The organism is Polaromonas sp. P1_A2, from assembly GCF_056406895.1.
This window is the reverse complement of sequence record NZ_JBFTZI010000003.1, coordinates 181,378-208,309: the sequence shown is the minus strand read 5'-3', so window position 1 is coordinate 208,309 and position 26,932 is coordinate 181,378. Positions and strand designations below refer to the sequence as shown.

Genomic DNA, 26,932 nt, shown 5'->3' with positions numbered 1-26,932 from the left:
TCTTGTGGGGTCGCAGGCCGGCTGTGCGTCGGTGGTGTCAGAACGTGCGCGTCTTCAGCGGCACGGAATCGACGGTCAGGGGTTTCATCTGCACCGGCTTGTAGGCCAGGCGGCTGCCTTCGCTGTACCACAGCGTGTGCTTGTGCCATTCGGTGTCGTTGCGGCCGTTCGGGTGCTCCGGCGTGTCGCCGTAGTCGTCCACCGAGTGCGCGCCGCGGCTTTCCTTGCGGGCGGCGGCCGACACGATGGTGGCTTGCGCGGCCTCGATCAGGTTCTCCACTTCCAGCGCCTCGATGCGCGCGGTGTTGAAGATCTTCGACTTGTCTTTGAGGCCTATGCGGTTGACGCGCTCGCGCAGGGCGGCGATCTTGGTCACGCCCTCGTCCATGATGGCCTGGGTGCGGAACACGCCGGCGTGCTGCTGCATGGCGGCGCGCAGGTCGTTGGCCACGTCCTGCGCGTATTCGCCGTCGGTCGCGTTGTCCAGGCGCGCGATGCGGGCCAGGGTCTTGTCGGCCGCGTCGGTCGGCAGCGGCTTGTGCGTGGTGGTCTTGGCGAACTCGACGATGTGGTTGCCGGCGGCCTTGCCGAAGACCAGCAGGTCCAGCAGCGAGTTGGTGCCCAGGCGGTTGGCGCCGTGCACGCTGACGCAGGAGCATTCGCCCACTGCGTAGAGGCCGTTGACGACCTGGCTCTGGTTGTTGGCGTCCTGGGTGACGACCTGGCCGTGGATGTTGGTCGGGATGCCGCCCATCTGGTAGTGGATGGTGGGCACCACGGGAATCGGCTCTTTGGTGATGTCGACGTTGGCGAAGTTGTGGCCGATCTCGAACACCGAGGGCAGGCGCTTCATGATGGCGTCCACGCCCAGGTGGGTCATGTCCAGCAGGATGTAGTCCTTGTTGGGGCCGCAGCCGCGGCCTTCCTTGATTTCCTGGTCCATGGAGCGCGAGACGAAGTCGCGCGGCGCCAGGTCCTTCAGCGTGGGCGCGTAGCGCTCCATGAAGCGCTCGCCGTTGCTGTTGCGCAGGATGGCGCCCTCGCCGCGACAGCCTTCGGTCAGCAGCACGCCGGCGCCGGCCACGCCGGTCGGGTGGAACTGCCAGAACTCCATGTCTTCCAGCGGGATGCCGGCGCGCGCCGCCATGCCCAGGCCGTCGCCGGTGTTGATGAAGGCGTTGGTCGAGGCTGCAAAGATGCGACCTGCGCCGCCGGTGGCCAGCAGCGTGGTCTTGGCTTCAAAAATGTGGACGTCGCCGGTTTCCATTTCGAGGGCGGTCACGCCCACCACGTCGCCCGCGGCGTCGCGGATCAGGTCCAGCGCCATCCATTCGACGAAGAAGCTGGTTTTTTCCTTGACGTTCTGCTGGTACAGCGTGTGCAGCATGGCGTGGCCGGTGCGGTCGGCCGCGGCGCAGGCGCGCTGCACGGGCTTTTCACCGTAGTTGGCGGTGTGGCCGCCGAAGGGGCGCTGGTAAATCGTGCCGTCGGGGTTGCGGTCGAAGGGCATGCCCATGTGCTCGAGGTCATAGACGACCTTGGGCGCTTCGCGGCACATGTATTCGATCGCGTCCTGGTCGCCGAGCCAGTCGGAGCCCTTGACGGTGTCGTAGAAGTGGTAGTGCCAGTTGTCTTCGCTCATATTGCCGAGCGAGGCGCCTATGCCGCCCTGGGCCGCGACGGTGTGCGAACGCGTGGGGAACACTTTGGAGAGCACGGCTACGTTGAGGCCGGCGCGCGCCAGCTGCAGCGATGCGCGCATGCCGGAGCCACCGGCACCGACGATGACGACGTCAAATTTGCGCTTGGGGAGTTGGGAAGTTGCGGTCATGATTTTTGTGGGTGTCGGTCTTCTTGTCGGATCTGCGGGGCGGCGGCCTAGAGGCGCCAGAGAACCTGGATGCCCCAGCCGGCGCAAGCCACCAGCCAGACGATGGTGAACACATTCAGGACCAGCTTGATGGAGGCCGGCTTGATGTAGTCCATCCAGATGTCGCGCATGCCGACCCACACGTGGTAGAGCAGGGCGATGATGACGGTGAAGGTCAGCACCTTCATCCATTGCGCCGAGAAAATGCCGGCCCATTTGTCGTAGCCGATGGGGCCCTTGCTGAAGATGACCTGGGCCAGCAGCAGCACGGTGAAGAGGGCCATCAGGGCGGCCGTGACGCGCTGCGCGAGCCAGTCGCGCAAACCGTAGTGCGCGCCGACAACGATGCGCTTGGAGCCGTAGTTAACTGCCATTTTTGATGCTCCTTGTGATCAGTAAAGGCCGAACAGCTTGGCGCCGAGCACCAGCGTCAGGGCGATGCTCAGGGCCAGCGTGAAGATGGCCGAGGACTTGCCGAACTCCTTGCTGACGGCGGCGTGGCTCACGTCCATCCAGAGATGGCGCAGGCCGGCGATGAAGTGGTGCAGGTAGGCCCAGATCAGGGCCAGGGCAGCGAGCTTCCAGAGGAAGCCGGGCAGGCCCAGCATGCCGATGTTGAAGGCGGCCTTGAATTTTTCGAAGGAGATCTCAGAGGAGATCGAGGTGTCGAACATCCAGATGATGAAGGGCATCAGCAGGAACATGATGAAACCGCTGATACGGTGAAGAATGGACACCCAGCCAGCAGGCGGCAGACGGTAGGAAGGAAGGTCGGAAAGGGCGTTGATGTTGCGGAACTCGGGCCGCTTGGGACGCTGTTTGGAGGCCAGCTCTGTCATTTTTAGGCTTTCGTGGGGTGTAACTGGTTGGTAACCGGGCGTGCAATTACAGCTAAACAGCCGAATTCTATTGCAACGCAACAATAAGCTTACAAACGTTTGCAGCTTCTTGATGAATCCCGTCAACTAAGGTCGTTTTTGTAGTGATGGGTGTCGGTGCGGTACAGGCCCCGGCGCAATTCCATGGGCAGGTCGTTGTAGGTAAAGGCGGTGCGTTCCACGCTGAGCAGCGGCCCGCCCACCGGCACACCGAGCAGCGTTGCGGATGCTTCATCGGCCGCGACGGCGCGGATTTTTTCCTCGGCGCGCACCATGCGCACGCCAAACTCGGTTTCAAATAATGCGTACATCGGACCGCGGTGGGTGGCCAGCCGCTCGGCGGTCAGCCCCTTGAAGGGGCCGCCGGGCAGCCAGACGTCTTCGAGAATGGTCGGCGTGCCCTGGAAGGCCAGCACGCGGCGCAGCTGCAGCACGGCGTCGCCGGTGCGCAGCGACAGCGGGCGCGCGATGTCGGCGGGCGCGCGCAGGCGCTTGCAATCGATGATCTGCCGCTCGGCCGGGCCTTCGCTGTTGGCGTCGCCGCTGTCGGGCATGAGGCGAAGGAAGCGGTACTGCACATGCTGCTCGGCATGCGTGGCCACAAAGGTGCCCTTGCCCTGGCGGCGCACCACCAGGTTTTCGGCGGCCAATTCGTCGATCGCCTTACGCACCGTGCCCTGGCTCACGCGAAAGCGCGCGGCCAGGTCCATCTCGCTGGGGATGGCCTCGCCGGGCTTCCATTCGCCGGCCTGCAGGCTTTGCAGGATCAGCACCTTGATCTGCTGGTACAGCGGGCTGAAGGCCGGCGCCACGCCCGCCGCCGCGCCTGCATCGCCAGCGAGGGCGGCGGGATCGGTCAATGAGGACGTATTGATGGCCATGGCAGCAGTTTGGCGGCGGTTAACAGCAGGTTGCGGCGACGCCGCGGCGGGCGCGCGGCATCCCGGGAAATAAACTCCGAATCAAGCCCGAATCATATCTTATATAAGACATAAGACAAATTGACGCCTGTCACTTTTCAAGCGTAAAATCTTGGGCTGAGCCAGTGCATGGCCTGCCGTTTTGCGGTGATTTTGAGGGGTGAGACCCCGCCAAACCATCCCTGAATATCCCAGGCTCGCGCCAGACATCTCACATCACACCCCTCATCAACCGATTCTTAACTTTCCTGGAGCCCTCGATCATGAGCAAAAAACCCGTCCGTGTTGCAGTCACCGGTGCAGCTGGCCAAATCGGTTACGCACTGCTGTTTCGCATTGCCTCCGGCGAAATGCTCGGCAAGGACCAGCCCGTCATTCTGCAACTGCTCGAAGTGCCTGTTGAAGGCCCGCAAAAAGCGCTCAAGGGCGTGATGATGGAACTCGACGACTGCGCCTTCCCGCTGCTCGTCGGCATGGAAGCCCACAGCGACCCGATGACGGCCTTCAAGGATGCCGACTACGCGCTGCTGGTCGGTTCGCGCCCGCGCGGCCCCGGCATGGAACGCGCCGAACTGCTGGCCGTCAATGGCGCCATCTTCACGGCGCAGGGCAAGGCCCTCAATGCCGTCGCCAGCCGCAACGTCAAGGTGCTGGTGGTCGGCAACCCCGCCAACACCAACGCCTACATCGCCATGAAGAGCGCGCCCGACCTGCCGCGCAAGAACTTCACCGCCATGCTGCGCCTGGACCACAACCGCGCCGCCAGCCAGATCGCCGCCAAGACCGGCAAGCCCGTGGCCGACATTGAAAAACTCACCGTCTGGGGCAACCACTCGCCCACGATGTACGCCGACTACCGCTTCGCCACCATCAAGGGCGAAAGCGTCGCCAAGATGATCAACGACCAGGAATGGAACGCCAACGTGTTCCTGCCCACCGTCGGCAAGCGCGGTGCCGCGATCATTGAGGCGCGCGGCCTGTCCTCGGCCGCATCGGCCGCCAACGCCGCGATCGACCACATGCGCGACTGGGCGCTGGGCACCAACGGCAAGTGGGTCACCATGGGCATCCCCTCGGATGGCCAGTACGGCATTCCCAAGGACATCATGTTCGGCTTCCCCGTGACCTGCGAGAACGGCGAGTACAAGCTGGTCGAAGGCCTGGAAATCGACGCCTTCAGCCAGGAACGCATCACCAAGACCCTGGACGAACTCAAGGGCGAGCAGGACGGCGTCAAGCACCTGCTGTAAACCAGTACTGAGGCCGCCCAGCACCTTGCCCGCACGCCACCGCCGCCCCTCATGAGCGACTGGAACCCCGCACTCTACAGCCGCTATGAGGACGAGCGCACGCGCCCGGCCCAGGAGCTGCTGGCGCGGGTTCCGCTGGCGCAGGCGGTCACGGTGTTCGACCTGGGCTGCGGGCCGGGCAACTCCACCGAGTTGCTGGTCCGCCGCTTTCCGGGCGCCACGGTCACGGGCACCGACAATTCCGAAGCCATGCTGGCCAGCGCGCGCAAGCGTTTGCCGGCCGCGCGTTTTGAGTTGAGTGATATCGCCGATTGGCAGCCTGCTTCCGGCGATGCCGCGCCCCAGCTGATTTACGCGAATGCGGCCCTGCAATGGGTGCCCGACCACGCCACACTGATCCCGCGGCTGTTCGCGGCGCTGGCGCCCGGCGGCGCGCTGGCCATCCAGATGCCCGACAACCGCGACGAGCCCACGCACCGCCTGATGCGCGAGCTGGCGGCCGAGGCGCCCTGGGCCGAAGCCATAGGCGACTATTCCAAGCTGCGCACCGATCTCTTTTCCATAGACCGCTACTACGACCTGCTGGCCGACAAAGCCGCGCATGTCGATGTCTGGCGCACGGCCTACCAGCACCCCATGGCTTCGGCCGCGGCGATCGTGGAATGGGTGCGCGCAACCGGCCTCAAGCCATTTGTCGACCGCCTTCCGCCTGAATTACAAGCGAGTTACCTCGCCGAGTACGAGCGGCGCGTTGCCAAGGCTTACCCTGCGCGCATCGATGGCAAGCTGCTTTTAGCTTTCCCGCGCATGTTTATCGTCGCGCAGCGCAAACCATGAGCGCCACCGCCGTTCATCCCGCGCAAGTGCTGCTGGGCGCCCAGGCCGGCGCCATGATTTTGCCGGTCTGCGACCACTACAGCGGCGTGGAAGTGCGCATGCGCAAAAGCTTGCAGCTGCAGGCCGAGATGATCGAGGAGTTCGGCGCCTGCGTGTTCGACGTGACGCTGGACTGTGAAGACGGCGCCCCCGTGGGCGGCGAGGCCGAGCACGCGGCCATGGTGGTGGCGCTGGCGGCCCTGGCCGGCGACAAGGCCCGCGTCGCTGTGCGCGTGCATGCGGTCGGCCACCCGGCTTTTGAGGCCGACATGGCGGTGATCGCCGGCAAGCTGGCGCGCCATCTCTCGCACATCATGGTGCCCAAGGTCGAATCGCTGGCCGACGTGCTGCGCGCCGAAGAGGCGCTGCTGGCCGCCGGCGCCGGCAACCTGCCCCTGCATGTGCTGATCGAGTCGCCGCTGGCGGTGCGTAACGCCTTTGACATTGCGGCGCACCCGCGCGTGCAGTCGCTGAGCTTCGGGCTCATGGATTTTGTGTCGGCCCATGCGGGCGCGATTCCTGCGGCCGGCATGAGCAGCCGGGGCCAGTTCACGCATCCGCTGGTGCTGCGCGCCAAGCTGGAGATCGCCGCGGCCTGCCATGCCCACGGCAAAGTGCCTTCGCATTGTGTTGTCACGGAATTCAACGATATTGAAGCCATGACCGCCGCCGCACGCCATGCCGCCCGCGAACTGGGCTACACCCGGATGTGGAGCATCCATCCGAACCAGATCCGTCCCATCCTGGAGGCCTTCGCGCCGGGCGAAGGCGAGATTGAGGACGCCGCCAAAATCATCACCGCCGCCGCCCGCGCCGACTGGGCACCCACCAGCTTTGAAGGCAAGCTGCACGACCGCGCGAGTTACCGTTACTTCTGGCAGGTCCTGGAGCGCGCGCACCAGACCGGCCGGGCGCTTCCCCCCGAGGCGCAAGCTTATTTCAAGACCGCGTTTCACTGAACGTTCACCCCCTCATCACTGTACGAAAGCCCCATGCAAAAACTCCATACCCCCTCTGTTGTCCACGCACTGGCCGCCGCTGTTTTGCTGGCCGCTTCCGGTTTTTCCCTGGCCCAGACTGACGCGGCCGCCAAGCCCGCAGCAAAACCCGCCGCCAAGAAGCAGCCCGTCGTCAACCCGTCCAGCCGCACCAACCTCAAGAGCGCCGCCAAGAACGTGGCCGCCGGCATTGAGGCCGCCGAAGCCGCGCTGACGCCGGCCGAACTGGCCATCGCCGAGCGTGTGCATGTGGGCAAGCTGCCCTGCGAACTGGGTGCGGCGGTCGACCTCACGGCCGATCCGAAGGCGCCCGGCTATTTCAATGTCAGCGGCAAGAACTTCAAGTACCGCATGTTCCCCGTGGCCACCACCACCGGCGCGATCCGCCTGGAAGACCAGAAGGCCGGCGCCGTCTGGCTGCAACTGGCGAATAAATCCATGCTGATGAACCAGAAGCTGGGCGTGCGCCTGGCCGACGAGTGCATGAGCCCGGCGCAGCTGGCGGTGGCCGAAGCCATCAAGCTGAACCCGCCCGCCAGCGTGCTGGATGCGCCCAAGCCGGCCGTCGCCGCGGCCTCTGCCGCCGCCGCACCTGTTGTTTCCGATGCGCCGGCCGCCGCCGCTGCGCAAGCCGCCTCGGCCGCCAAATAAACAAACCCGCTCTTTACACACCACGATTTCGATTACAGGAGAAACCAGCATGTCATCCGAGTTCTTGCAAACCTACCGCAACCACGTCGCCGAGCGCGCGGCCATCGGCATCCCGCCGCTGCCGCTGTCCGCCAAGCAGACCGGCGAAGTCATCGAACTGCTGAAGAACCCGCCCAAGGGCGAAGAAGCTTTCCTGGTCGAACTCATCACCCACCGCGTGCCGGCAGGTGTCGACGACGCCGCCAAGGTCAAGGCCAGCTACCTGGCGGCCGTGGCCCACGGCACGGAAAAATGCGCGCTGATCTCGCGTGAAAAAGCCACGCAGCTGCTGGGCACCATGCTGGGCGGCTACAACATCAGCCCCATGGTCGCGCTGCTCGACGATGCCGAGGACAGCGTCGCCACCCAGGCCGCCAGCGGCCTGAAAAACACCTTGCTGATGTTCGACCAGTTCCACGACGTGCAGGAAAAGGCCGAGAAGGGCAACAAATACGCCAAGGCCGTGCTGCAAAGCTGGGCCGATGCCGAATGGTTCACCAGCCGCCCCGAAGTGCCTCAGTCCATCAAGCTGACCGTCTTCAAGGTGGCCGGCGAGATCAACACCGACGACCTCTCGCCCGCGCCCGACGCCTGGAGCCGTCCCGACATCCCGCTGCACGCCCTGGCGATGCACAAGAACGCGCGGCCCGGCGTCACGCCCGAGGAAGACGGCAAGCGCGGCCCGGTCAAGTTCATTGAAGAACTCAAGGGCAAGGGCAATCTCGTGGCCTACGTCGGCGATGTGGTCGGCACCGGCTCCTCGCGCAAGTCCGCGACCAACTCCGTGCTCTGGTGGACCGGCGAAGACATTCCCTACGTGCCCAACAAGCGCTTCGGCGGCGTCTGCCTGGGCGGCAAGATCGCCCCGATTTTTTACAACACCATGGAAGACTCCGGCGCGCTGCCGATTGAGCTCGACGTGAGCCAGATGGAGATGGGCGACGTGATCGAGCTGCGTCCCTACGAAGGCAAGGCGCTCAAAGACGGCAAGGTGATCGCCGAGTTCAAGCTCAAGAGCGACGTGCTGTTCGACGAAGTGCGCGCCGGTGGCCGCATTCCGCTGATCGTCGGCCGCGGCCTCACGGCCAAGGCGCGCTTCGCGCTGGGCCTGCCGCTGTCCACGCAGTTCCGCCTGCCCGTCAGCCCCGAAGACAACGGCCGCGGCTTCACGCTGGCGCAAAAAATGGTCGGCCGTGCGGTCGGCCTGCCGGAAGGCCAGGGCGTGCGCCCCGGCACCTACTGCGAGCCCAAGATGACTTCGGTCGGCTCGCAGGACACCACCGGCCCCATGACCCGCGACGAACTGAAAGACCTGGCCTGCCTGGGCTTCAGCTCCGACCTGGTCATGCAGTCCTTCTGCCACACGGCGGCTTATCCCAAGCCCGTCGACGTGAAGATGCACCACGAGTTGCCCGAGTTCATCAGCACGCGCGGCGGCATTTCGCTGCGTCCCGGCGACGGCATCATCCACAGCTGGCTCAACCGCATGCTGCTGCCCGACACCGTGGGCACCGGCGGCGACAGCCACACGCGCTTCCCCATCGGCATCAGCTTCCCCGCGGGCTCCGGCCTGGTGGCTTTCGGCGCCGCCACCGGCGTCATGCCGCTGGACATGCCTGAATCCGTGCTGGTGCGCTTCAAGGGCAAGATGCAGCCCGGCATCACGCTGCGCGACCTGGTCAACGCGATCCCGCTCTACGCCATCAAGGCCGGCCTGCTCACGGTCGCCAAGCAGGGCAAGAAGAACATCTTCTCGGGCCGCATCCTGGAAATCGAAGGACTGCCCGACCTCAAGGTGGAGCAGGCCTTCGAGCTCAGCGACGCCTCGGCCGAGCGCTCCGCCGGCGGCTGCACGGTGCACCTGAACAAGGAACCCATCATCGAGTACATCAACAGCAACATCACGATGCTGAAGTGGATGATCGCCACGGGTTATTCGGATGTGCGCACCATCAAGCGCCGCATCGCCGCCATGGAAGCCTGGCTGGCCGACCCGCAGCTGCTCAAGGCCGATGCGGACGCCGAATACGCCGCCGTCATCGAGATCGACCTGGCCGACATCCACGAACCCATCGTGGCTTGCCCCAACGACCCCGACGACGTGAAGAGCCTGGCCGACGTGGCCGGCAGCAAGATTGATGAAGTCTTCATCGGCAGCTGCATGACCAACATCGGCCACTTCCGGGCGGCTTCCAAGCTGCTGGAAAACAAGCGCGACATCCCGGTCAAGCTGTGGATGGCGCCGCCGACCAAGATGGATGCCAAGCAGCTCACGGAAGAAGGCCATTACGGCGTGCTGGGCTCTGCCGGCGCGCGCATGGAAATGCCGGGCTGCAGCCTGTGCATGGGCAACCAGGCGCAGGTGAAGGAGGGCGCGACGGTGTTCTCCACCTCCACCCGCAACTTCCCGAACCGCCTGGGCAAGAACTCCAACGTCTACCTCGGCTCCGCCGAGCTGGCCGCGATCTGCTCCAAGCTGGGCCGCATCCCCACCAAGGCCGAGTACATGGCCGACATGGGCGTGCTGACGGCTGCCAGCGCGCAGGTCTACCAGTACCTCAACTTCGACCAGGTCAAGGACTACACCGACATGGCCGATACCGTGAAGGACGGCGTCACCGCCTGAGCTTGACACCCGCAAGCTGAAATGGAAGGATGAAGTGATGATGAAACCGTCACTTCTTTCCTTCCTTTTTTTTGCGCTTTCGTCGGCCACGGGTGCGGGCGCCCAGGAGGCACGCACCAACGCCTTCAACGACCCCTTTGTGCAGGTCACCTCGGCCATCGCCCAGTGCCCGGTGCCTGAGGGGCCGCTCTACACCGAGCAGGAAGTGCGCGATGTGGCGCATGTGCGGGCGCAGCACGGCGGCAGCTGCTACCGTGTGGGCCGCTGCCGCCTGGCCAACTCGTATTGGTACGACCAGGAGATCATTCCGCGCGTCTCGCAATACATCAAGCTCGACGGCCGTTTTGACGACACCAGCGTCTGGGTGCAGGGCGAGCGGCGGCTGGTGTTTCTCAAAGGCTGCGTCAAGACGCGCGAGCAGTCTGAGGCGCTGGAGAAAGCTGTCTGGCTGGTCGACGACGTGATGGGGGTTGTGAACTATCTGCGTGTGGGCGATGAGCCCGTGCGCTATGTACCGGTGCAGGCTGAAAAGAAGTGAAGTGCGATTGCCCCGTGCGCATGCAAAAAAGCCCCGCGGTTTCTTGCGGGGCTTTTTTCATTGAGGGAGGCTATAGCCCCGGCGGCAGCGGGTCCGCCACCCGCAATTCCGAACCATCGACAAATTTCAAGTACCAGAACTCTGGCGCCAGCGGCAGGTTGGGGCGCGTGTGGCTGACATTGGCCGGCAACACATAGACCGTGCTTGCACCGTCGTCGGGCGGGGGCGCCAGGTAATGGCGTTTGACCGCCACCAGCCCGCCTATGGAAGAGACCACCGTGCCTATCGACTCGGTGACGGCATTGACCGTGGTGCCTTGGCCCAGCATGTGGATGGTGGTCTGGCCGACCAGGTCGGGACGAGAGGCCTCCACATACAGCACGGCGGCGGTGTTGATGCGCAGGTCGTCCGGGGCGGTCGGTTCGGTGGCTTTATTGAAGGAGATAAAGGACATGGTGTGGGCCGGTGGGGGTAGCTGTTTTGAGAGGGCTTGGAAAGAGATTCTCAGGAAATGTGCAGTTCTTTGTGCTCGCCCAGCTTGCGCGGCAGCTCGCCCGTGATGGCCGCCTTGGCCATCTTGTACAACTGCACCATCTTGCTTTCCTTCACGTCCCAGTATTCGGCGTGGTGGACGCGCACTTCGAGCAAAGCCAGGTCCGGGTCGTAGACGCCGGCGGGAAACCAGCTGCGGGCCAGCGGTGACCAGAGCTCCTCTTTTTTGTCCTGGTCCTCGGCGATCAGCGCCTGGCCCGACAGCGACACATAGCTGTCCTCGCCGGGGTCGGCATAAGACACATTGACATTGCCGTCCTGCTGCAGGCGCTGCGTCAGTTCGCTTTTGCGCGAGATGAAGAAATACAGCCGCGCATCCTCATCCAGCGACTGGTTCTGGGTGGTCAGCGGATGGGCGTGCAGCATGCCGTTGGCGTGGCGGTGCGTCAGCATGCCGAAGCGTATGCCCTGGATCAGCTCCCACAGGGTGTCGTGGTCGGATTTGGGTGTGGTCATGGGAATTCCCTCCAAAATGCGGGTATCTGGCTGATGCTAGGCCCGCATGCGGGGCTGGCGCATCAGCCTCGGTCGCGGCCGCCTGTCAGCGCGGGCCCACAGCCTCACAGTACGCGCAGGTTTACCCGCCAGACATGCCCGGGGCTGTGGAAGCGGTTACCATACAGATGCAAGTAATTCGCATTTGTATTACGGTAGGCTTACAGGCGTGGCTCGCCCGCAGCGCTTGCCGTTTTCCATCCCTAAAGGTGTTTCATGAAATTGTCCCTCCCATCCCTTGCCGCCGCCGCCACGCTGGCCGCCGGCCTGCTGGCAGCGCCCCTGGCCGCCACCGCCCAGGGCGTCAAGCCCACGCCGGAAGGCATCGTGGTCTACAACGCGCAGCACGCCAGCCTGACCAAGGCCTGGGCCGATGCCTTCAGCAAGGAAACCGGCATCAAGGTCACGCTGCGCAACGGCAGCGACACCGAGCTGGGCAACCAGATCGTGCAGGAGGGCGCCGCATCGCCCGCCGACGTGTTCCTGACCGAGAACTCGCCCGCCATGGCGCTGGTCGACAGCGTCGGGCTGTTTGCCCCGCTGGACGCGGCCACCTTGTCTGAAGTGCCCGCCAACTTTCGCCCCGCGCACGGCCGCTGGATAGGCATCGCCGCGCGCAGCACCGTGTTTGTCTACAACAAGGCCAAACTCACGCCGGCCCAGTTGCCCAAGTCCATGCTGGACCTGGCCACGCCCGCGTGGAAGGGCCGCTGGGCCGCGTCGCCCTCGGGCGCCGACTTCCAGGCCATCGTGAGCGCGTTGCTTGAGCTCAAGGGCGAGGCCGCCACCGCCGCCTGGCTCAAGGCCATGAAGGAAAACGCCACGCCTTACAAGGGCAACGGCACGGTGCTCAAGGCCGTCAATGCCGGCCAGATCGAGGGCGGCGTCATTTACCACTATTACTACTACGGCGACCAGGCCAAGACCGGCGAGAACAGCAACAACACCCAGCTGCACTATTTCCGCAACCAGGATGCCGGCGCTTTTGTGAGCATTTCCGGCGGCGGCGTGCTGGCCTCGAGCAAGCACCAGCCCGAAGCCCAGGCCTTTGTGAAATGGATCGCCGGCAAGGGCGGCCAGGACATCCTGAAGACCGGCGATGCCTATGAGTACGCCGTCGGCACGGGCGCGCAGTCCAACCCCAAGCTGGTGCCGCTGGCCGAGCTGCAGGCGCCCAAGGTCGAGCCCTCCAAGCTCAACAGCAAAAAAGTCACCGACCTGATGACCCAGGCCGGCCTGCTGTAAACCGTTTTTGAGTCCGCCGACCGGACACTTCCCGTGAGTGCCTTGCCCCTTGATGCCGGCGCCGATGCCGCCCTGAAGCCGGCGGTTGCGGTGCTGCTGCCCGCGCCGGCGGCCGGCCGCGGCGGCTGGCGCCTGTCCTGGGTGGGCGGCGCGGCCCTGGTGGTGTCGCTGCTGGCCTTGCTGCCGCTGGGTTTTGTGCTCTGGGTCGGTGTCCAGACCGGCTGGGAGACGGCCTCGGCCCTGATCTTCCGGCCCCGCGTCGGTGAGCTGCTGGTCAATACCGCGCTGCTGGTGGTGCTCACGGTGCCGCTGTGCGCGGTGCTGGCGGTGGCGCTGGCCTGGCTCACCGAGCGCAGCGACCTGCCCGGCGCGCGCACCTGGGCCTGGCTGCTGGTCGCGCCGCTGGCGGTCCCGGCGTTTGTGCACAGCTACGCCTGGATGACGGTGGCGCCCGGCCTGCACGGCCTGCCAGCCGGTGTGATGGTTTCCTTGATTGCCTATTTCCCGTTTCTGTATTTGCCGGTGGCCGCGGCCCTGCGGCGGCTGGACCCGGGCATGGAAGACAGCGCCGCCTCGCTGGGCCTGGGCCCCTGGGCCGTGTTCTTTCGTGTGGTGCTGCCGCAGCTGCGCCTTGCGGTGTGCGGCGGTTCGCTGCTGGTGGGGCTGCACTTGCTGGCCGAGTACGGCCTGTACGTGATGATCCGCTTCGACACCTTCACCACCGCCATCGTCGACCAGTTCCAGTCCACCTACAACGGGCCCGCGGCCAACATGCTTTCGGGCGTGCTGGTGGTCTGCTGTTTCGCGCTGCTGGGGCTGGAAGCGGCCGCGCGCGGCAAGGAGCGTTATGCGCGTGTGGGCACGGGCGCGGCGCGCATGCCATCCAAGCGCAAGCTGGGCCGCTTGGCCGGCTTGAGCCTGCTGCTGCCCGCGCTGCTCAGCCTGCTGGCCCTGGGCGTGCCGCTGTTCACGCTGGGGCGCTGGCTGCTGGCGGGCGGCGCGGCCGTCTGGCGTTTCGATGAACTCGGTCCGTCGCTGTTGCAAACCCTGGGCCTTGCGTTGGCCGGCGCACTGCTGACCACCGTGGCCGCCGTGCCCATGGCCTGGCTGTCGATACGCTCGCCGGGCCGGCTGCAGCGCGTGCTGGAGGCCTGCAATTACATGGTAGGCTCGCTGCCCGGCGTGGTGGTGGCGCTGGCGCTGGTCACCGTGACCGTGCGCCTGCCGATTTACCAGACGGCGCTGACGGTGCTGCTGGCCTATTTGCTGATGTTTTTGCCGCGCGCCCTGATCAGCCTGCGCGCCGGCATCGCGCAGGCACCGGTGGAGCTCGAGCAGGCCGCGCGCAGCCTGGGCCGCACGCCCGCGCAGGCGCTGTGGGCCGTCACCCTGCGGCTGGCCGCGCCCAGTGCCGCGGCCGGCGCGGCGCTGGTGGGCCTGGGCATCACCAACGAACTCACCGCCACACTGATGCTCGCGCCCAACGGCACGCGCACGCTGGCGACCTCCTTCTGGGCCTACAGCAGCGAGATCGACTATGCGGCCGCCGCGCCCTATGCGCTCATCATGGTGCTGCTCTCCTTGCCCATGACCTGGCTGCTTTACCAACAATCCAAACGCACGGCGGGACGATGACGCGATGACGACTTCCCTGGAATTGCAAGCCATACGCAAACACTACGGCGCCGTGCAGGCGCTGGGTGGCGTGGACCTGAGCGTCGCGCCCGGCAGCCGCACCGCCATCGTCGGCCCCTCGGGCTCGGGCAAGACCACGCTGCTGCGCATCATCGCCGGCTTTGAAGCGCCCGACGCGGGCCGTGTCACCCTGGGCGGCCGGCAACTGGCCAATGGGCCTGAGGCCGTGCCCGCGCACGAGCGCGGCATAGGTTATGTGCCGCAGGACGGCGCGCTGTTTCCGCATCTCACGATTGAGGGCAATGTCGGCTTCGGCCTGCCGCGCAATACACCCAGGCGCGCCGAACGCATTGCCGAGCTGATGGACATGGTCGCGCTGGACAGCGCCATGCTGGCGCGCCGCCCGCACGAGCTCTCGGGCGGCCAGCAGCAGCGCGTGGCGCTGGCGCGCGCGCTGGCGCAGCGGCCGCGGTTGATGCTGCTGGACGAGCCTTTCTCGGCACTCGACACCGGCCTGCGCGCCAGCACCCGCAAGGCGGTGGCGCAGCTGCTGGGCGCGGCGGGCATCACCACCATCCTCGTCACGCACGACCAGGCGGAGGCGCTCTCGTTTGCCGACCAGGTGGCGGTAATGCGCGGGGGGCTGCTGGTGCAGGCCGGCCGTCCGCTTGATTTGTATTTGCGGCCGCGCGATGCGGCCGTGGCCGGCTTCCTGGGTGACAGCATCGTGCTGCCCGCGCAACTGGCCGGCGGCTGGGCCGACTGCGCGCTGGGGCGCGTCGCCGTCAACGACAGCGGTCGCCGGGGCACGGCGCAAATCATGCTGCGGCCCGAGCAACTGCAGGTGGCCGAAGTGCCCGCCGAAGCGGCGGCGCGTGGGGATGCCTGCTACGGCGCGGTCACTGACACCGATTTCGGCGGCTCGGTGTGCGTGCTGTCGGTACGCCTGGTGCGCGGCACCGGCCCGGCCGCCACGGCGCCGGCACCCTCGGCCGCCTGGGATGAACCGCTGCTGGTGCACAGCGCGAGCATGCATGCGCCGGCGCTGGGCGCCATGGTGCGCATCACGGTGGCCGGCCAGGCCCATGTTTTCGGCGCCTGAGGCCGGCGCCGAGGGCGCCCACCCGCCGGGGCCAACAAGCTTTGTTACTTTTTCCGCAGAGGGAATGCCTGTTTTTGGCTATATTGTGTACGGCGTACACAATATGTCAGCAAGCCCTTTAACCAGGAGATTTCCCCATGGCCCGTTATGTTGATGGATTCATTGTTGCCGTCCCCGCCAAGAAAGTGGAGGACTACCGCAAGCTGTCCCGCAAGGCCGGCAAGATCTGGAAGGAGTACGGCGCGATCGAATACACCGAGTGCCTCGCCGACGATGTGCAGCCCGGCAAGCTCACGTCCTTCCCGCAAAGCGTCAAGCTCAAGGCCGGCGAGGTGGTGGTGTTTTCCTGGATCACCTACAAGTCACGCAAGCACCGCGACAGCGTCAATAAAAAAGTCATGTCCGACCCGCGCCTGGAAGCCATGATGGACCCGAAGAACCTGCCCTTCGACGGCAAACGCATGATCTGGGGCGGCTTCAAAACCATCGTCGAACTCTGACCGTCGCTAGGCCTGCGCGGCCAGCGCCAGCAACGCCTGGCGCGTGAAATCGTCCGCCGGGAAAAAAGTCTCCATCGCGAGTTCCTGCAGCGTCACGTCCACGGGTGTGCCGAAGATGGTGGTGGTGCTGATGAAGCTCAGCATGCCGGCGGGTGTGCGGAACAAAAAGGGCATGACCACGCCCGGGTGCTCGCCTTCGAGGTGTTCGCTTTTCGCTTCCTCAGGCATGGGATAGGCCTTGAGCTCTTCCAGCAAGGCCTCCAGCAACGGGTCTGCAGTCGCCGCAATCTGCTGGCGCAGGCGCTCAAAGATATGCGTGCGCCACTGCGGCAGGTTGGCGATGCGCGGCGCCAGGCCCTTGGGGTGCAGGCTCAGCCTGAGCACATTCACCGGTCCCTCCAGCAGCGAGGCGTCGGCGCCCTCCATCAGGTGCGGCACCATGCGGTTGGCGGCCACCAGGTTCCAGTGCCTGTCCACCGCCAGGGCCGGGTAGGGTTCGTGGCTTTTGAGCAGCAGCTCCACGGCCTGCCGGGCCGAGGCCAGGGCAGGGTCGTCCAGCGGGCGCTCGCGGTACATGGGCGCATAACCGGCCGCCACCAGCAGCGCATTGCGTTCGCGCAGCGGAATGTCCAGCCGCTCCGACAGCCGCAGCACCATCTCGCGGCTGGGCACCGAGCGGCCGGTTTCCACAAAACTCAGGTGGCGCGTCGAGATGTCGGCCTCATGGGCCAGGTCCAGCTGGCTCAGGCGCCGGTGCTGGCGCCAGTGGCGCAGGTGGTCGCCAAAGGGCTGGGGCGCGCTGCGCGGCGCCTGGCGGCTTGGGGAGTGGGTGCTGGCGGTCATGGCCCTCATCGTAAAGGCAGGTGGCCGGTTTTCCATTACCTGCCAGGTTATCGACGGTCGGCCGGGGTCCGGGAATGATGGCCTCCATGCGCACCGACCCGGCGGCCCGGCGCGCTGATTCACATCACCGGCTGCCGCATCAGGAGTTTTGCCATGTTTTCGAGTTCCATGCTGTCTTCCCCCAACTTCCTGCGCAACGTGCTGCGTGTGGACGCGCTGTCCTGCATTGCCTGCGGCGTATTGCAGGTCGCCTTTCCGGCGGCGATGGCCCGTTTGCTGAACCTGCCCGAGGGTTTGCTGGCCTACACCGGCGAATTCCTGCTGGTCTACGCCGCGGTCGTCGTTTTTGTTTCAACGCGTAAGCCCTTGCCGCGGCCCATCGTCTGGGTATTGGTGGCGGGCAATATGGGCTGGGCGTTGGGCTGCGTGCTGCTGCTGGCCAGTGGCCGGGTGTCGCCTTCCATGCTGGGCGCGGCTTATGTGGTGGTCCAGGCGCTGACGGTGGCGGTGCTGGCCGAGCTGCAGTACTTCGGCCTGCGCCGCGCGGCGCCGCAACCGGCCTGGTAAGAAAAAGAAGAAGGCGCAAGACTGGGCAGGCGGGCAGGATATGCGGGCTCGGCCCCCCACGGGGCCGCAGTGCCTGCCAGAATGGGGGCTGCCGTCAATAAAAAGGAGTCCGCCATGGCCAAACCGCCTCCCCACGCTTTTCCCTCCACGCTCAAAAGCTTCAAGACCGCCTCCGGCAAGACCGGCAAGTTCTACTCCCTGCCGGAACTGGCCAAACAATTTCCCAAAGTCACCCGCCTGCCGGTGTCCATGCGCATCGTGCTCGAATCGGTGCTGCGCAACTGCGACGGCAAAAAAGTCACGGCTGAGCACGTGGGCCAGCTCGCCAACTGGCTGCCCAGGGCCGAGCGCAGCGAGGAAATCCCTTTTGTAGTCTCGCGCGTGGTGCTGCAGGATTTCACCGGCGTGCCGCTGCTGGCCGACTTGGCCGCCATGCGCAGCGTGGCGCTCAAGCTGGGCAAGAACCCGAAAGCCATAGAGCCGCTGGTGCCGGTGGACCTGGTGGTGGACCACTCCATCATGGTCGACTACTACGGCAAGAAAAATTCGCTGGACCTCAACATGAAGCTCGAGTTCCAGCGCAACCGCGAGCGCTACGAGTTCATGAAGTGGGGCATGCAGGCCTTCGACACCTTCGGCGTCGTGCCGCCGGGCTTCGGCATCGTGCACCAGGTCAACCTCGAATACCTGGCGCGCGGCGTGCATAAGACGGCGGGCGGCGTTTATTACCCCGACTCGCTGGTGGGCACCGACAGCCACACCACCATGATCAACGGCATTGGCGTGGTCGCCTGGGGCGTGGGCGGCATCGAGGCCGAGGCCGCCATGCTGGGCCAGCCGGTCTACTTCCTCACGCCCGACGTGGTCGGCTTTGAGCTGACCGGCCGCCTGCGCGAAGGCGTCACTGCCACCGACCTGGTGCTGCGCGTGACGGAGCAGCTGCGCAAGGAAAAGGTGGTCGGCAAGTTTGTTGAGTTCTTCGGCGAAGGCACACGCACGCTGGCCTTGCCCGACCGCGCCACCATAGGCAATATGGCGCCCGAATACGGCGCCACAATGGGCTTCTTTCCGGTCGACGAAAAAACCATTGACTACTTCAAGGGCACGGGCCGCACCAAGGAAGAGATCGAAGCCTTCGAGGCCTACTTCAAGGCCCAGGGCCTGTTCGGCGTGGCGAAAGCCGGCGAGATCGACTACTCGCATGTGGTCAAGCTGGACCTGGGCGACGTCACGCCCAGCCTGGCCGGCCCCAAGCGCCCGCAGGACCGCATCGAGCTCGGCAACGTCGCCGGCCAGTTCAAGTCGCTGTTCAGCAAGCCGATTGCCGAGAATGGTTTCAACCAGCCGCCGGCCATGCTGAACACACGCCACCTGGTGCGCCGCACCGATGAAGGCCGCCAGGACACCCTGCCGGCCGCGCCGCCCACACCGGCGGGCGCCGCGCGCGCCGTGGTCGAGATGGAAGGCAACCGGCCCACGCTGGCCCACGCCCGCGCCAGCAACACCACCGACGCACCGGCCACGGCACAGACCGAGGTGGTGCATTCGCCGCCTGGCGTCACGGTGGGCAACGGCGACGTGTTGATCGCCGCCATCACCAGTTGCACCAACACCTCCAACCCCAGCGTGCTGCTGGCCGCCGGCCTGCTGGCCAAGAAGGCGGTGGAGGCGGGCCTCAAGGTGCAGCCGCACATCAAGACCTCGCTGGCGCCCGGCTCGCGCATCGTGACCGAGTACCTCACGGAAACCGGTTTGCTGCCCTACCTTGAAAAGCTGGGCTTTGCATTGGCCGGCTACGGCTGCACCACTTGCATAGGCAATGCCGGCGACCTGACGCCCGAACTCAACGAAGCCATCACCAAAAGCGACCTGGTTTGCGCGGCCGTGCTCTCGGGTAACCGCAACTTCGAGGCGCGCATACACCCCAACCTCAAGGCCAACTTCCTGGCCAGCCCGCCGCTGGTGGTGGCGTACGCGATTGCCGGCACGGTGATGCGCGACCTGATGACCGAGCCCGTCGGCAAGGGCAAGGGGGGCAAGGACGTCTACCTCGGCGACATCTGGCCGAGCAGCGATGAGATCTACAAGCTCATGAAGTACGCGATGAACGGCAAGGCCTTCCGCGCCAATTACGCCAAGGTGAAAACCGAGCCCGGCAAGCTCTGGGAAAACATCAAGGGCGTCAAGGGCACGTCCTACACCTGGCCCGCCAGCACCTATATCGCCGAGCCGCCTTTCTTCAAGGACTTCGCGATGGATGCCGGCAAGGCCGGTAGCGTCGACGTCAAGGGCGCGCGCATCATGGCGCTGTTTGCCGACTCCATCACGACCGACCATATCTCTCCGGCCGGCTCCATCAAGGCCAGTTCGCCTGCAGGCCTGTGGCTGCAGGCCAACGGCGTGCAGAAGGCTGACTTCAACAGCTACGGCGCGCGCCGCGGCAACCACGACGTGATGATGCGCGGCACGTTTGCCAATGTGCGCATCAAGAACCTGATGATCCCGCCCGGCGCCGACGGCTCGCGCGAAGAGGGCGGCGTGACGCTGTTCCAGCCCGGCGGCGAGAAGATGTTTATTTATGACGCCGCCATGAAGTACATGGCGCAGGGCACGCCCACGGTGATTTTTGCCGGCGAGGAATACGGCACCGGCTCGTCGCGCGACTGGGCCGCCAAGGGCACGCAGTTGCTGGGTATCAAGGCCGTGGTCGCGCGCAGCTTCGAGCGCATACACCGCAGCAACCTGGTGGGCATGGGCGTGCTGCCCCTGCAGTTCAAGCCGGGCGAATCGTGGCAAACCCTCAAGCTCACCGGCACCGAAGTCATAGACGTGATCCCGCACCCCGAGCTCAAGCCGCAAAGCGAGGCCAAGCTGGTCATCACGCGCGCCGACGGCTCGCGCGAGGAGGTCACCGTGATCCTGCGCGTGGACACGCCCATCGAGGTCGACTACTACCGCAACGGCGGCATCCTGCCTTTTGTGTTGCGGCAGTTGCTGGCTTGATGTTCAGGCAAGCCCTGATAGCCGGCGGCGGCATCGGCGGACTGGCGGCGGCGCTCGCGGCCTCGCGTGCCGGCTGGGATGTGCGCCTGTTTGAACGCGCCAACGCGTTCAGTGAAGTCGGCGCCGGCATCCAGCTGGGTCCCAATGTGGTCAAGGTGCTGCAGGGCTGGGGCTTGGCCGGCGCCCTGCAGATCGTGGCCGCGTTTCCTGAACGCCTGCAGGTGCGCAGCGCCATTTCAGGCCAGGTGCTGGGCGAGTTGCCGCTGGGTGCCACCATTGCCCAGCGCTATGGTGCGCCCTATGCCACCTTGCACCGCGCCGATCTGCACCGCCTGCTGCTGGAGGCCGTGCAGCAAAACGCCGACGTCAGGCTGCACCTGAGCCGGCCGCTGCAATCCTTCAGCCAGACCGCGCAAGCCGTCACGGTGCAGGCCGACGACGGCCCCGGCATTGAGGGCGACGCCCTCATAGGCGCCGACGGCCTGTGGAGCACGGTGCGCCAGGAATTGCTGGGTGACGGCCTGCCGCGCCGCACCGGCCACCTGGCCTATCGCGCACTGGTGCGGCAGGCGGACCTGCCCGAGCTGCTCAGGAGCCAGCAGGTCACCGCCTGGCTCGGGCCGCGCATGCACGTGGTGCAGTACCCGGTGCGCGGCGGCGAATCACTCAACGTGGTGGCCATCGTGCACGGCGAGGTCGCGGCTGAAGCCGACCTCTGGGACCACAGCGCCAACGCCGCCGACCTGGCCGCCGCGACGGCCGGCTGTTGCGCCGCCCTGCGCGAAGTGATGGGCGCGATTGAAGGCTGGCGCCTCTGGGTGCTGCACGACCGCGCGCCCATGCAGGGCGCCCACCAGCACGCCGTGGGCCGTGTGGCCTTGCTGGGCGATGCTGCCCATCCCATGCGCCCCTACCTGGCCCAAGGCGCCGGCATGGCGATTGAAGACGCCGCTGAACTGGGCCGCGCCCTGGCCCAGGCATTGGACCCGGCCCTGGACGTGCCCACCATGCTGCAGCGCTATGCGCTTAACCGCTGGCAGCGCAATGCGCGCGTGCAGGCGAGGGCGCTGCGCAACGGGCAGATCTTCCATGCCGATGGCGTGGTTCGGTGGGGGCGGGATTTGGCGATGAAGATGCTGGGGGAGAAGCTGCTGGATTTGCCCTGGTTGTATGGAGCCGCAAGCGCGCAGTCCTGACGGCCTTAGGGCCTGTTAACGCTATTTATGCAAATGCGAATGGGGTGAAAACGGCGCCAATCAAGGCGTGCGACGACGCCCAGACCGGGCGTCTGCGCTAGGAGCACAACGCAGAGTGGCGCCGTTTTCACCCCATTCCCTCCGGGTTGCGATCAAAAAGGCCTTGCGCGGCGCTGCAAAGCCTTGACGGGGTCTGCCCCGCCTGCGTTTTGCGCCTTGCTCAAGGCCTTTTTGACTCGCAACGCATCTTGCATAAATAGCGTTAACAGGCCCTAGTCCGCGTAGGCCCCTGCCGCCTTGATCACCGGCGTCCAGCGGGCAATTTCACTGCGCAGGTATTCGCGATGGCCCGCTGGCGTGTTGCGTGCGTCTCGAACCACATCGATTCCTGAAGCGAGTTGCGCCTTTTTGAAGGCGTCCGTCTGGATTGCGGCCAGCAATGCGCTGTTGACCCTGGTTTGCACCGCCTGAGGCGTGTTCTTCGGCGCATACAAGCCGTACCAGACACCCACCCGGACGGAGGGAATCCCGAATTTCTCGAGTGTCGGGATCGCCGAGGCGCCGGGAACGTTGAGCGGCTTGGCCGATGTCACGCCGACGGGCCTGGTCTTTCCGCTAAATACATGGGGAAGCACATTGGCCGTCAGATCGCACATCAGGTCTACATGGCCTCCCAGCAAATCCGCCAATGCCGGGGCGGTCCCGCGATACGGAACGGTGGTCATGCCGATGCCCAGCGAAGACTGCAGCAGCAGGCCGCACAGGTGCGATGCCGACCCGATGCCGCCGTTGGCCAGCTTGACCTGTGGTTGCGTGGCTATCCACCGCACCAGTTCAACCGCTGAGCCCGCGGCGATCTGTGGGCGCGTAACCAGCATCAGCGGCGATTCAGCCATGATGCCCAAAGGTTCGAAATCCGTTTCCGGGCTGAAACCGAGGCGGCGGTACAGCGCGGGGGCTGTCGCCATCCCGATATGGTTCAGCAGCAGGGTATAGCCGTCCGCAGGCGCACGCAAGGCAACGACACTGCCCAGGTTGCCTCCGGCGCCCGACAGGTTCTGGATGATGACGGGCTGCCCCAGCTGCTTTTCCAGCGGCAAGGCAAGCTCCCGCGCGAGCTTGTCCATGGGACCTCCCGCGGGATAGGGAACAATCAATGTCACCGGTTTCGAGGGATAAACACCTTGTGCCTGCGCGCCCATACCGCATGCCAGCAAGGCCCACACAAGCAGTGAAAACATTTTTTTGCTCATAGGTTTCTCCAGGGTTAGCGATGCTTTTCAAGCTGGCATGCGCAGGGCCGCATAGCCGACGGCCGAGGCCCGCAGGGCCCGCCGCGCCTGCGTCGCCGCCAGGCATTTTTCAACGATGGCCGGCTCCGATGTCAAGGGTGTGCCACCTGGAAAGGGCGGCTTGGGGTCGTATTCGATCTGGAGCTGGATTTGCTTGGCCGCTTCGTCTCCCCTCAGCATGGCGACGACCTTCAAGGCCATGTCGATGCCGGATGTCACGCCGCCCGCGGTGAAGATATTCCCGTCCACACACATACGCTCCCGGGTGACGATGGCGCCGAACGCCGGCAGAAAATCAATGGCCTGCCAGTGGCAGGTGCTTCGCTTGCCCTTGAGAAGGCCCGCGGCGCCGAGCAGCAGCGAGCCCGTGCAGATGCCGAAGATGTACTTCGCCGACTGTGCCTGCCTGCGGGTGAAACCAACCCACTCGGCATCCAGTAGGGCGTCGTCGGTTCCAGGCCCCCCCGGCACCACCAGCAGGTCGCAGGGCGCTGCGTTTGCGATGGTCGTGGTGGGTACCAGCGTGAGGCCGCGGTCCGAGCGGACCGGCTCCAGTGACTTCCCCACGAGCTCGACCTGCACTCCCGGCACACGTGCCAGGACTTCAAAAGGCCCTGTCAAATCAAGTTGTGTCAGGGCATTGAAGAGAATAATATTAACTTTCATGAACACGCTCCTTAAGACGCTGAAGGTAAGGCCGAGTGCCGCGGGGACAGCGCCAAAAGCGGGCGAATGTGCGCCAAAATGCGTGGCCTTTCTTTTGTTCGACGGCTTCCAGCCCATTGACCTGGCCGGACCGTGGCAGGCATTTGCCACGGCCAATGAAGAGGTGGGCGTTCCCGTGTATCGCCTGGCCACCGTGGCACAGAAGGACGCCGTCACGAGCGCCGATGGCGCACTGAAAATCCATGTGGACCATGCTCTGGGGGCTGCCGCGGCATTGACTATCGATGCGCTGGTGGTGCCGGGTGGCGGCGGTGTCCATGCCGCATGTGCCGATCTTCAACTGGTCAACTGGCTGCGGGAAAGAGACCCGTCCACGCGCAGAACCTGCAGCGTTTGCACGGGGGCCTTTCTGCTCGCCGCCGCCGGGCTGTTGAGCGGCCGGGAGGTCACCACCCACTGGCGATCTGCCGGGAGGTTGCAGCGGGACTTCCCGGACCTTAAGGTCAATGACGACAAGATTTACTGCGAAAGCGGCAAGTACTGGACCACGGCGGGTGTTACGGCCGGCATCGACCTCGCGCTGGCCCTGATCGAGCGCGACCATAGCGCCGATATCTCGCAGCGTGTCGCGCGGCGGCTGCTTGTCTATTTACGCAGGGACGGCGATCAGCGCCAGTACAGCCAGGCCCTGAGGATTCAGGATAGGGCCGCTGCGCCCTTCCGCCAGTTGATCGAGTTGTTGCAGGCCCGGCTCGACCACGACTGGTCCGTCGACGCGATGGCGGATATATGCAATATGTCCCGGCGCACTTTTCAGCGCAAGTTTGCGGAAAGCTTCGGCATGGGCCCCATCGCCGCACTCAACAGCCTGCGGCGTGAACAGGCGGAAATCCTCGCCAGCTCGGGGCGCCTGTCGGGCAAGGAAGTCCAAAGGCATACCAGACCGACCCGGGGTATTTCCGGGACGGCGGCCGCAGTGCGCAACCGCGCCAGCGGCGCTTGCTGATCACCAAAGCCCCGTTGCCTACCGTTCGGACCACGGTGCGCTTATAAGTCAGTGCGTAGTTTCCAGATTTCCGGAAACAAAACCACGTCCAGCATCTTGCGCAGGTAGCTCACTCCACCCGTCCCACCCGTGCCACGCTTGAACCCGATCACGCGCTCCACGGTCGTGACGTGCCGGAAGCGCCAGAGCCTGAAAGCATCCTCCAGGTCGGTGAGCTCTTCGCCCAGCTGGTAAAGGTCCCAGTATTTTTTCGGGTCGCGGTACACCACCAGCCAGGCTTGCTCGACGGCCTCGCTTTCCGCGTAGCCCTGGGTCCAGTCGCGCTGCGTGTGGCTGGCCGGCACGGCCAGGCCGCGGCGGGCCAGCAGGCGCAGGGCTTCGTCGTAGAGCGAAGGGGCTTCGTAAGCCGCTTGCACTTGCGCCAGCAGGTCGGGCCTGTGGGCATGGGGCTTGAGCATGGCTGCGTTTTTGTTGCCGAGGGCGAATTCGATGCAGCGGTACTGCGCACTCTGGAAGCCGCTGGAGTTGGCGAGGTAGGGGCGTATGGCGCTGTACTCGGGCGGGGTCATGGTGGCCAGCACGTCCCAGGCATGCACCAGCTGCTCCATGATGCGGCTCACGCGCGCCAGCATCTTGAAGGCGCCGCCCAGCTCGTCGTTCGCGACGTTGGCGATCGCGGCGCGCAGCTCGTGCAGCATCAGCTTCATCCAGAGTTCGCTGGTCTGGTGCTGGATGATGAACAGCATCTCGTTGTGGTCGGGCGAGAGCGGTTTCTGCGCGCCCAGGATGGCGTCCAGCTGCAAATAGTCGCCGTAGCTCATGGACTTGCTGAAGTCGAGCTGCGCTTTTTCGTCGCGCACGATGTCTTCAGGGGCTTGGGGTTTGCTGTGGGTATTCATCATGTGACCGCGTGCTTCTGGTTGAACTCGGCTTTTTTCCATTCGCTGGTTTCGAGCACCTGCTTCAAATGCTCAACGGCGTTCCACACGTCTTCAAAACCGATGTAGAGCGGGGTGAAGCCGAAGCGCAGGATGTCCAGGTGCTTGCTGGCGCCGCTGTCACCGGCGCGGAAGTCGCCGATCACGCCGCGTGCAATCAGCGCTTGCACGATGGCATACGCGCCCTCAGTTCTTGTGAGGCAGACTTGCGAGCCGCGCTGGGCATGTTCGCGCGGCGTGGCCAGGCCCAGGCCGTGGCCTGCGCAGCGTTCTTCGACGAGCCGGATAAACAGGTCGGTGAGCGCCAGCGATTTTTTGCGCAGGGCCTGCATGCCGCCCAGCGCTTCGGCAGCCAGCACGGTGTCCAGGCCGCATTCCAGCGCGGTCATGCTCAGGATGGGCTGGGTGCCGCAGAGGTAGCGCGAGATGCCTGCCGCGGGCCGGTAATCGGGCGTGAATTCAAACGGCGCGGCATGGCCCCACCAGCCGGCCAGCGGCTGCCAGAAGCGGTCGGCATGCTTGGGGTTGACCCAGACAAAGGCCGGCGCGCCGGGGCCGCCGTTGAGGTATTTGTAGCCGCAGCCTATCGAGAAGTCGGCGTTTGCCGCATTCAGGTCCACCGGCACGGCGCCTGCGCTGTGCGCCAGGTCCCAGACGGTGAGCGCGCCGGCGGCATGGGCCGCGGCGGTTACGGCGGCCATGTCATGCATGGCGCCGGTACGGTAGTTCACATGGGTCAGCATCAGCACGGCCACTTCGCGGGTGAGGGCGGCCGCGATCTCCTCAGGCTCGACGAGCTGCAGGCGAAAGCCGCGCTCGCGGCACAGGGCTTCGGCGATGTAGAGGTCGGTCGGGAAGTTGCTGCGCTCGCTGACGATCACTTTGCGCCCGGGCGCGTCCTGGGCCGCGATATGCAGCGCGGCGCTGAGCACCTTGTAGAGGTTGATGGAGGTGCTGTCGGTGGCCACCACCTCGCCGGGGGCTGCGCCTACCAGTCGGGCGATCTTGTTGCCCAGTCGCTGCGGCAGCTCGAACCAGCCGGCGCTGTTCCAGGAGCGGATCAGGCCCTGGCCCCATTCGGCCGTGACGGCCTCGGCGACGCGGGCGGCCGCCGTCACGGGCAGCACGCCCAGCGAGTTGCCGTCGAGGTAGATCACGCCTTCGGGCAGCGTGAATTGTTGGCGCAGCGTGCGCAGCGGGTCTTGCGCGTCAAGGGCGCGGCAGTCCTGGAGTGTGGTCATAGCTA

General features: G+C 65.5%; 25 protein-coding genes. 14 read left to right on the top strand and 11 right to left on the bottom strand.

Annotation, left to right across the window (positions count from 1 at the left end; genetic code table 11):
• Positions 1 to 37: 37 nt before the first annotated feature.
• From sdhA to AC1D09_RS13040, 4 genes are all read right to left on the bottom strand, one after another.
• Positions 38 to 1,831, bottom strand: coding sequence for a succinate dehydrogenase flavoprotein subunit (sdhA, locus tag AC1D09_RS13055; protein ID WP_477661914.1), 1,794 nt, complete (start codon positions 1,829 to 1,831; stop codon positions 38 to 40).
• Positions 1,832 to 1,878: 47 nt separating this feature from the next.
• Positions 1,879 to 2,244, bottom strand: coding sequence for a succinate dehydrogenase, hydrophobic membrane anchor protein (gene sdhD / locus AC1D09_RS13050; protein WP_007866650.1), 366 nt, complete (start codon positions 2,242 to 2,244; stop codon positions 1,879 to 1,881).
• Between the two features lie 18 nt (positions 2,245 to 2,262).
• Positions 2,263 to 2,709: a succinate dehydrogenase, cytochrome b556 subunit gene (gene sdhC, locus AC1D09_RS13045; RefSeq protein WP_477661913.1), complete on the bottom strand. Its 447-nt coding sequence runs from the start codon at positions 2,707 to 2,709 to the stop codon at positions 2,263 to 2,265.
• 122 nt (positions 2,710 to 2,831) lie between these two features.
• Positions 2,832 to 3,629, bottom strand: coding sequence for a GntR family transcriptional regulator (locus AC1D09_RS13040; RefSeq protein ID WP_477661912.1), 798 nt, complete (start codon positions 3,627 to 3,629; stop codon positions 2,832 to 2,834).
• Between the two features lie 302 nt (positions 3,630 to 3,931).
• Here AC1D09_RS13040 and AC1D09_RS13035 point away from each other — a divergent pair, with 302 nt between their 5' ends.
• The 6 genes from AC1D09_RS13035 to AC1D09_RS13010 are packed head-to-tail and all read left to right on the top strand — an operon-like array spanning position 3,932 to position 10,646.
• A complete protein-coding gene (locus tag AC1D09_RS13035) occupies positions 3,932 to 4,918 on the top strand; it encodes a malate dehydrogenase (RefSeq protein ID WP_007866656.1) in 987 nt (328 codons plus the stop codon).
• A 51-nt stretch (positions 4,919 to 4,969) separates the two neighbouring features.
• Positions 4,970 to 5,755, top strand: a complete 786-nt coding sequence (gene tam, locus AC1D09_RS13030) for a trans-aconitate 2-methyltransferase (RefSeq protein WP_477661911.1) — start codon at positions 4,970 to 4,972, stop codon at positions 5,753 to 5,755.
• Positions 5,752 to 6,753: an HpcH/HpaI aldolase/citrate lyase family protein gene (locus tag AC1D09_RS13025; RefSeq protein ID WP_477661910.1), complete on the top strand. Its 1,002-nt coding sequence runs from the start codon at positions 5,752 to 5,754 to the stop codon at positions 6,751 to 6,753. Before tam ends, AC1D09_RS13025 begins: the two co-directional genes overlap by 4 nt.
• A 33-nt stretch (positions 6,754 to 6,786) precedes the next feature.
• Positions 6,787 to 7,443 (top strand): hypothetical protein, encoded by a 657-nt coding sequence (locus AC1D09_RS13020; protein ID WP_477661909.1) that lies wholly within the window; start codon positions 6,787 to 6,789, stop codon positions 7,441 to 7,443.
• Between the two features lie 49 nt (positions 7,444 to 7,492).
• Positions 7,493 to 10,108 carry a bifunctional aconitate hydratase 2/2-methylisocitrate dehydratase gene (locus AC1D09_RS13015; RefSeq protein WP_477701090.1) on the top strand — a complete coding sequence of 872 codons (2,616 nt, stop codon included), beginning with the start codon at positions 7,493 to 7,495 and terminating at the stop codon, positions 10,106 to 10,108.
• 37 nt (positions 10,109 to 10,145) lie between these two features.
• Positions 10,146 to 10,646 (top strand): BON domain-containing protein, encoded by a 501-nt coding sequence (locus tag AC1D09_RS13010; RefSeq protein WP_477661907.1) that lies wholly within the window; start codon positions 10,146 to 10,148, stop codon positions 10,644 to 10,646.
• Between the two features lie 70 nt (positions 10,647 to 10,716).
• Here the strand turns inward: AC1D09_RS13010 and AC1D09_RS13005 are convergent, their stop codons facing one another.
• Together AC1D09_RS13005 and AC1D09_RS13000 are read right to left on the bottom strand one after the other, a co-directional pair.
• Positions 10,717 to 11,100, bottom strand: a complete 384-nt coding sequence (locus AC1D09_RS13005) for a hypothetical protein (protein WP_477661906.1) — start codon at positions 11,098 to 11,100, stop codon at positions 10,717 to 10,719.
• Between the two features lie 50 nt (positions 11,101 to 11,150).
• Complete coding sequence (locus AC1D09_RS13000) at positions 11,151 to 11,654, bottom strand: pyridoxamine 5'-phosphate oxidase family protein (protein ID WP_477661905.1); 504 nt, start codon at positions 11,652 to 11,654, stop codon at positions 11,151 to 11,153.
• A gap of 255 nt (positions 11,655 to 11,909) precedes the next feature.
• Here AC1D09_RS13000 and AC1D09_RS12995 point away from each other — a divergent pair, with 255 nt between their 5' ends.
• The 4 genes from AC1D09_RS12995 (at position 11,910) to AC1D09_RS12980 (ending at position 16,175) form a co-directional block, all read left to right on the top strand.
• Positions 11,910 to 12,938, top strand: a complete 1,029-nt coding sequence (locus AC1D09_RS12995) for an iron ABC transporter substrate-binding protein (RefSeq protein ID WP_477661904.1) — start codon at positions 11,910 to 11,912, stop codon at positions 12,936 to 12,938.
• A gap of 33 nt (positions 12,939 to 12,971) precedes the next feature.
• A complete protein-coding gene (locus AC1D09_RS12990; RefSeq protein WP_477661903.1) occupies positions 12,972 to 14,573 on the top strand; it encodes an ABC transporter permease in 1,602 nt (533 codons plus the stop codon).
• Positions 14,574 to 14,577: 4 nt separating this feature from the next.
• On the top strand, positions 14,578 to 15,675 hold the full coding sequence (locus AC1D09_RS12985) for an ABC transporter ATP-binding protein (RefSeq protein ID WP_477661902.1): 1,098 nt from the start codon (positions 14,578 to 14,580) through the stop codon (positions 15,673 to 15,675).
• A gap of 137 nt (positions 15,676 to 15,812) precedes the next feature.
• On the top strand, positions 15,813 to 16,175 hold the full coding sequence (locus tag AC1D09_RS12980) for a DUF1428 domain-containing protein (protein WP_074577619.1): 363 nt from the start codon (positions 15,813 to 15,815) through the stop codon (positions 16,173 to 16,175).
• A 6-nt stretch (positions 16,176 to 16,181) separates the two neighbouring features.
• On the opposite strand, the gene AC1D09_RS12975 is transcribed toward AC1D09_RS12980, so the two are convergent.
• On the bottom strand, positions 16,182 to 17,018 hold the full coding sequence (locus AC1D09_RS12975; protein WP_477661901.1) for a helix-turn-helix domain-containing protein: 837 nt from the start codon (positions 17,016 to 17,018) through the stop codon (positions 16,182 to 16,184).
• Positions 17,019 to 17,171: 153 nt separating this feature from the next.
• Here AC1D09_RS12975 and AC1D09_RS12970 point away from each other — a divergent pair, with 153 nt between their 5' ends.
• From AC1D09_RS12970 to AC1D09_RS12960, 3 genes are all read left to right on the top strand, one after another.
• On the top strand, positions 17,172 to 17,585 hold the full coding sequence (locus AC1D09_RS12970) for a hypothetical protein (protein WP_477661900.1): 414 nt from the start codon (positions 17,172 to 17,174) through the stop codon (positions 17,583 to 17,585).
• Between the two features lie 114 nt (positions 17,586 to 17,699).
• Positions 17,700 to 20,588, top strand: a complete 2,889-nt coding sequence (locus AC1D09_RS12965) for an aconitate hydratase (protein ID WP_477661899.1) — start codon at positions 17,700 to 17,702, stop codon at positions 20,586 to 20,588.
• Positions 20,588 to 21,784, top strand: a complete 1,197-nt coding sequence (locus tag AC1D09_RS12960; protein WP_477701089.1) for an FAD-dependent monooxygenase — start codon at positions 20,588 to 20,590, stop codon at positions 21,782 to 21,784. The genes AC1D09_RS12965 and AC1D09_RS12960 overlap by 1 nt, the downstream gene beginning before the upstream one ends.
• 272 nt (positions 21,785 to 22,056) lie before the next feature.
• On the opposite strand, the gene AC1D09_RS12955 is transcribed toward AC1D09_RS12960, so the two are convergent.
• On the bottom strand, positions 22,057 to 23,037 hold the full coding sequence (locus tag AC1D09_RS12955; RefSeq protein WP_477661897.1) for a tripartite tricarboxylate transporter substrate-binding protein: 981 nt from the start codon (positions 23,035 to 23,037) through the stop codon (positions 22,057 to 22,059).
• Positions 23,038 to 23,064: 27 nt separating this feature from the next.
• Positions 23,065 to 23,742 carry a DJ-1/PfpI family protein gene (locus tag AC1D09_RS12950; protein ID WP_477661896.1) on the bottom strand — a complete coding sequence of 226 codons (678 nt, stop codon included), beginning with the start codon at positions 23,740 to 23,742 and terminating at the stop codon, positions 23,065 to 23,067.
• Positions 23,743 to 23,824: 82 nt separating this feature from the next.
• Here AC1D09_RS12950 and AC1D09_RS12945 point away from each other — a divergent pair, with 82 nt between their 5' ends.
• Positions 23,825 to 24,748, top strand: a complete 924-nt coding sequence (locus AC1D09_RS12945; RefSeq protein ID WP_477661926.1) for a GlxA family transcriptional regulator — start codon at positions 23,825 to 23,827, stop codon at positions 24,746 to 24,748.
• A 41-nt stretch (positions 24,749 to 24,789) separates the two neighbouring features.
• Here the strand turns inward: AC1D09_RS12945 and kynA are convergent, their stop codons facing one another.
• The gene (kynA, locus tag AC1D09_RS12940) at positions 24,790 to 25,647 is read right to left on the bottom strand and encodes a tryptophan 2,3-dioxygenase (RefSeq protein ID WP_477661925.1); all 858 of its coding nucleotides are present in this window, start codon (positions 25,645 to 25,647) and stop codon (positions 24,790 to 24,792) included.
• A complete protein-coding gene (kynU, locus tag AC1D09_RS12935) occupies positions 25,647 to 26,927 on the bottom strand; it encodes a kynureninase (protein WP_477661895.1) in 1,281 nt (426 codons plus the stop codon). Before kynU ends, kynA begins: the two co-directional genes overlap by 1 nt.
• Between the last annotated feature and the right edge of the window lie 5 nt (positions 26,928 to 26,932).